This is a genomic window from Psychrosphaera haliotis, assembly GCF_039523615.1.
Classification (GTDB): Bacteria; Pseudomonadota; Gammaproteobacteria; order Enterobacterales; family Alteromonadaceae; genus Psychrosphaera; species Psychrosphaera haliotis.
Genome location: NZ_BAAAFQ010000008.1, coordinates 1 through 4682, shown reverse-complemented (window position 1 = coordinate 4682; position 4682 = coordinate 1). Strand labels below are relative to the sequence as shown.

The following is a 4682-nucleotide window of genomic DNA, read 5'->3' as shown; positions in this document are numbered from 1 at the left end:
GAAAGGGGTTGTATATCTTGGTCAAAGTGAATTCTACTCATAATACTCTCGATGTACTTTTGCTTGTACAATAAAGTGTAATGTAACTTGCGGAATAAGCCAAACTCTAATGAGAATTATAACGCCTCAATAAGAGGCTAAAAATTAATTGGTTATACTTTAGCGGTGTTTGCGTTGTAAACCAATTGATTTTAGTCCTGCTTAATTGACTTGTTATTGCTACTACTCATCATCATTGTTGTCATCTAAAGGCTCACCATTCTCATCTACTTTCTTTATGTATTCCTTTTTTATATTTTCGATTTTCTTTATTTCTTGCTGAGGTATTGGAAAAATTGAAATTATCGGAAAGATTGCCAAAAAGAAAACAGCTCCCTTTGACATTTTTTTACTCCAAACAACAAGGTTTACTAATATTTTGATAATTACAAAACAAACAGAAATTAGAGAAAAGTAATAAAAAAAATCTGCAGCCGTGACTTTACACAGAATGTCCATCGAAAAACTCCTTGATAATTATTAAATATATGTGAGGGAATCAATGGATTTTTCAAGTGGCAATAACGCCTGGTTAAGAGGCGAGTTTTAGCTTGCTAGACTTTTTGCCGAAGGCTCGAGCAAGCTTTTACGAGACCTTCTTTAACCACTTGTTATACGGCTTTTTTATTTAGCACACGCTTAAGGCCTATCAGCATTAAACGGTCATTAATTTCTGAAACAATAATTCGGGAAAACACTAATCCTAAAAACACCGAAAGAACAAACGTAAAAGTCGAAAGACCCCAGAGATAATAACCGGCGCCTAAAAATAAAGATATGCAACTTACTCGGACAATGATTGCAATAACCGCAAAACTAGGCAATGAAGTATTTGATTGAATTTCGTCTCGAGCCTGTTCAAGTATGGAGAATTGTTTATCCCTACTTAGTTCGGAAATTTCCTCGAAGCGTTCAATATACTCTTTTATGTCCATATACACCCATGCTGTATAACGCTTCATTAAGAAGCGAGTTTAGGCTTGCTAAACTAAGTGACGCAGGAACTCGAGCAAGCCGTGACGAGTCTTTCTTTAATGACTTGTTATGTGCATTTTCCTGTGAAGTATAATCTCACAATATCACTACCGAAAACATAGTAAGCCCATGCGGCAATTAACAGTAAGCCTATTATTATTCCTACAACGCTATAGAAAAACAAAAATGCAATTATTAAAGACCAATACAGAAACACACCTAACCGTCCTATCCAATGTCGGTTTACACAAGCAGCACAGACCAAGACCATCAATAGGCTAAATACTAAAAATGCTGGTGCTAAACCAGTTGACCAAAACTCTTGATAATTAAGGTCTCTTCCGTTGAGCGAGTAGGTTGCACTAGGCCACGGCCAAAAGGCAAAAATTAACAATAACGAGTAAGTCATCGAGTTCAGTATATGCTGAAAGCGAAACAACTTAGGCATTCCTTTTGTTTCTTTTAGGTAATTTAATAAGCCTGAAAAAATAACTCTGACCCTTACTAATGCTCATAACGCCCCAATAAGGGGCTGATAATAGCTTGCTAAAATGTGAAGCGAAGCGGAACCGAGCAAGCTGTTAGCAAGTCCCATCTTAATTGGNAAGCATCTGATGTGAGCGTCATATATACAAATAATACAACTGCGACAAAAAACAAAATAAAGCCCATATAGGCAAATGTTCTGGCCAAAAACAGCAACAAGGCTAGGTTTTTAGAGTTAATGTTATTAAAAGGTTTCAAGTACAGCTCCTTTGTTTGCAGTATCCAAGAAATATAACGCCTGGTTAAGAGGCGAGTTTTAGCTTGCTAAACTGTTTGCCGAAGGCTCGAGCAAGCTATTACGAGACCTTCTTTAACCACTTGTTATGAGGGCTGGCAACTATTTATTAGCAACCAAATACGAGATATATAAAAGCCCAAAGATAGTAACAAGACCCATACATATAATAAATGTAAAACCTAATTTTGATGTTATATCCGGTAAATCCTTACTCAATGAATTGCACTCAGTAATTTGAGGCTCATCAATTTTAATTCCAAGTATCTCTCTCGCAGTATCTACACATGGTTTAGAGGATAGATTGGCTCGAAAACTAGTGTCTTTAAATACTTTAATTATAAAATTGAATGCGACATAAATAATAAACAATATGCTAATAACTAAAGAAGCCAAAGCACCTGAAAAAATAAACTCCGATAGTTCACCTCGAAACAGAGAGCTACCGTTAAAAATAAAAGAGAAAACCACTAAATAGATCCAATGTGCTTTAACTGCTAAAGAAAAAGCATTCCACCAAAAAGAAGGGAATATCAGCATTTTAAAGTGATGAATACTGAGTTTCACATTGTGCCCTCATAACGCCCCAAGCAGGGGATTTTATGAGTGTTTTTCAGCGAGTAAAATTCCCGCTGACTTGGCTTGTTAGCTTTCGTTTTCAACAAATTGTAAAAACTCAACAAGGTCTTTTGATTTAAAACTACCATAATGCTCTTGAGTAAAACTGCTAGCTCCAAAGTAATCGCGACTCACCAGATCAAATTTGACCCATTTACCTTCTTGTTTGTGATAAAGAAAATCAAAGTCTAATACACGATCCTCTGTCTTTATCCTAACAACAAGGTTTTCATACGGGGTGATAGTTCTGTATCCCATAGCACCTTTACTATTAGATAAAGCTGAAAATAGCGTGTTATGTATCGTTTCAGGCACATGTTGTAACACAACCCACTTACCCAATGTGGGATTCCTAATCATAATCGAATTAATTTCGTCATGAGAAGTTTTTGAAATCTCAGACAACATTTCACTAGCTTTATGCTGCTCGTAGAACGTCCAACCTATCTGCGAGAAAACAAAAATTACTATTAATACTGATATATATTTGGGTTTCATGCTTAGTCACACTAGAAAGCTAACGCCTGGTTAAGAGGCGAGTTTTAGCTTGCTAAACTGTTTGCCGAAGGCTCGAGCAAGCTTTTACGAGACCCTCTTGAACCACTTGTTATATTTCTTTTTGCAATGAGCTTGCTTGACCCTCGATACTGTTATCAGGAATACGTTTACTAAGAATATCTAATAACTGGTCATAACTTGCTGACTTATAATGATAGTTGTGAGACATCGTTGCAATAATAAGAGCAAATGCCGCGTAAGCAAACTCCGTTGAGTCAATGTAGCCTAAGTACATACAAAGAACAGTTATGAGCATAAGTACTAAGAGGAAAAGCTGTACAAGACGTTTGGACTTCCGTTCTCGGATAGCTGATTTAACTAATCCAATTTCTTTGTCTGATAATTCCATTTTTTATAAAACTCCACTGGAAATATAACGCCTGGTTAAGAGGCGAGTTTTAGCTTGCTAAAATGTTTGCCGAAGGCTCGAGCAAGCTTTTACGAGACCTTCTTTAACCACTTGTTATGTGTCAATTTGCTTAGATAAAAAGTTTATAACCCTTAGGCGCTCCATCTCATAGTATTCTTCTCGCTTTTTCATATGAATGGTCGGCCCACAAGAACCAACATGAAGTCCATTGTCATCAGGGATAGCAAACACTACATATTTAACATTTTCTTCGAACGGAAAACCGCATGCTGCAGAGTCCATTCTTGTTGTAACCTTGATTCTTTCAGCAGTCATGCCTTTATAACTGCGATCTACGACTAATGTTACGGCTTTCAATTTGGAGTATTCTAACCAGCCATCTTCTTTTACTTTTATGGTGTCAATCGTTTCGACAGTCCCAGAGAAAACGACAGGGTAATCTTTAAAGGCTTCTTCAATGTCATAACCCATACAACTACATGCTATAGAACTGAAGGAAATCAAAGAAAACAAAAATATTAGAATTTTCAACCGAACTCTCCCTGACACATAACGCCTCGCTAAGAGGCGCAAAATGCTTGGTTATAATTAGCGAAGAATGAGCGCAAACCAAGCGTTTTACGTCCTTCCTTGAGCGACTTGTTAGGGGGAAAAACTCCACACGTTATAGGCATTATTTATAATTAAACATAAAGAAATAAGTGCTAATAAAATTGGCAGACCATACTCAATAATAAAAGTTAACTTTGATAGTTTTAGTGCTTTTTTAATTCTATCTTGTTGATTTTGGTATATTGCCAATTGTCCTTTCGCGCTAGAAAACTCATAACTAGAATGGGTGATATCGACTTTTTCTCTCATATTTTCAATTCTGCTTTTTACAGAATCTACATGGGCGTCTAATAAATACTTTCTTTCTTGATTAATTTCAAAGTCTTTCACTGCATGAATAACAAACATAAATGTCCAAAAAATCAAAATAGCTATTGCCAGAATGAACAATGCATTTGCATTAGAGCCCTGAAGGTTTAACCCTAATACTTTTACATCAGTTAAAGATTTACCTAAAGAGTAAACAGACAAAATAACAAATGAAGCAACAAACAAATTTCTTCTATTTTTGATAGTCTCTTCAGATGTAATTGGCTGAAGCAGTGATAAATATTCTTTTTCAAATCCATCTGGAAGTTTAGCCACGATTTATCCTTTAGCCCTAACGCCTGGTTAAGAGGCGAGTTTTAGCTTGCTAAACTGTTTGCCGAAGGCTCGAGCAAGCTTTTACGAGACCCTCTTGAACCACTTGTTAACTATCACTAGCCAACGTTTAATATTCAGAAAACC

7 protein-coding genes are annotated in these 4682 nt (G+C 36.2%); all 7 read right to left on the bottom strand.

Annotated elements, in window-relative coordinates; genetic code table 11:
- Positions 1-222: 222 nt before the first annotated feature.
- The 7 genes from ABD009_RS12130 to ABD009_RS12100 all read right to left on the bottom strand — a co-directional run bounded on the left by ABD009_RS12130 (position 223) and on the right by ABD009_RS12100 (position 4538).
- The gene (locus tag ABD009_RS12130) at positions 223-498 is read right to left on the bottom strand and encodes a hypothetical protein (RefSeq protein ID WP_343825758.1); all 276 of its coding nucleotides are present in this window, start codon (positions 496-498) and stop codon (positions 223-225) included.
- Positions 499-650: 152 nt separating this feature from the next.
- Positions 651-974: a hypothetical protein gene (locus tag ABD009_RS12125; RefSeq protein WP_155695251.1), complete on the bottom strand. Its 324-nt coding sequence runs from the start codon at positions 972-974 to the stop codon at positions 651-653.
- A 923-nt stretch (positions 975-1897) separates the two neighbouring features.
- Entirely contained in the window at positions 1898-2362 is a 465-nt protein-coding gene (locus ABD009_RS12120; RefSeq protein ID WP_343825755.1) for a hypothetical protein, read from the bottom strand.
- 78 nt (positions 2363-2440) lie between these two features.
- Entirely contained in the window at positions 2441-2911 is a 471-nt protein-coding gene (locus ABD009_RS12115) for a hypothetical protein (protein WP_343825753.1), read from the bottom strand.
- 109 nt (positions 2912-3020) lie between these two features.
- A complete protein-coding gene (locus tag ABD009_RS12110) occupies positions 3021-3320 on the bottom strand; it encodes a hypothetical protein (protein ID WP_343825751.1) in 300 nt (99 codons plus the stop codon).
- Positions 3321-3434: 114 nt separating this feature from the next.
- A complete protein-coding gene (locus tag ABD009_RS12105; protein ID WP_343825749.1) occupies positions 3435-3872 on the bottom strand; it encodes a hypothetical protein in 438 nt (145 codons plus the stop codon).
- A 111-nt stretch (positions 3873-3983) separates the two neighbouring features.
- Positions 3984-4538: a hypothetical protein gene (locus tag ABD009_RS12100; RefSeq protein WP_343825747.1), complete on the bottom strand. Its 555-nt coding sequence runs from the start codon at positions 4536-4538 to the stop codon at positions 3984-3986.
- Positions 4539-4682 lie beyond the last annotated feature (144 nt).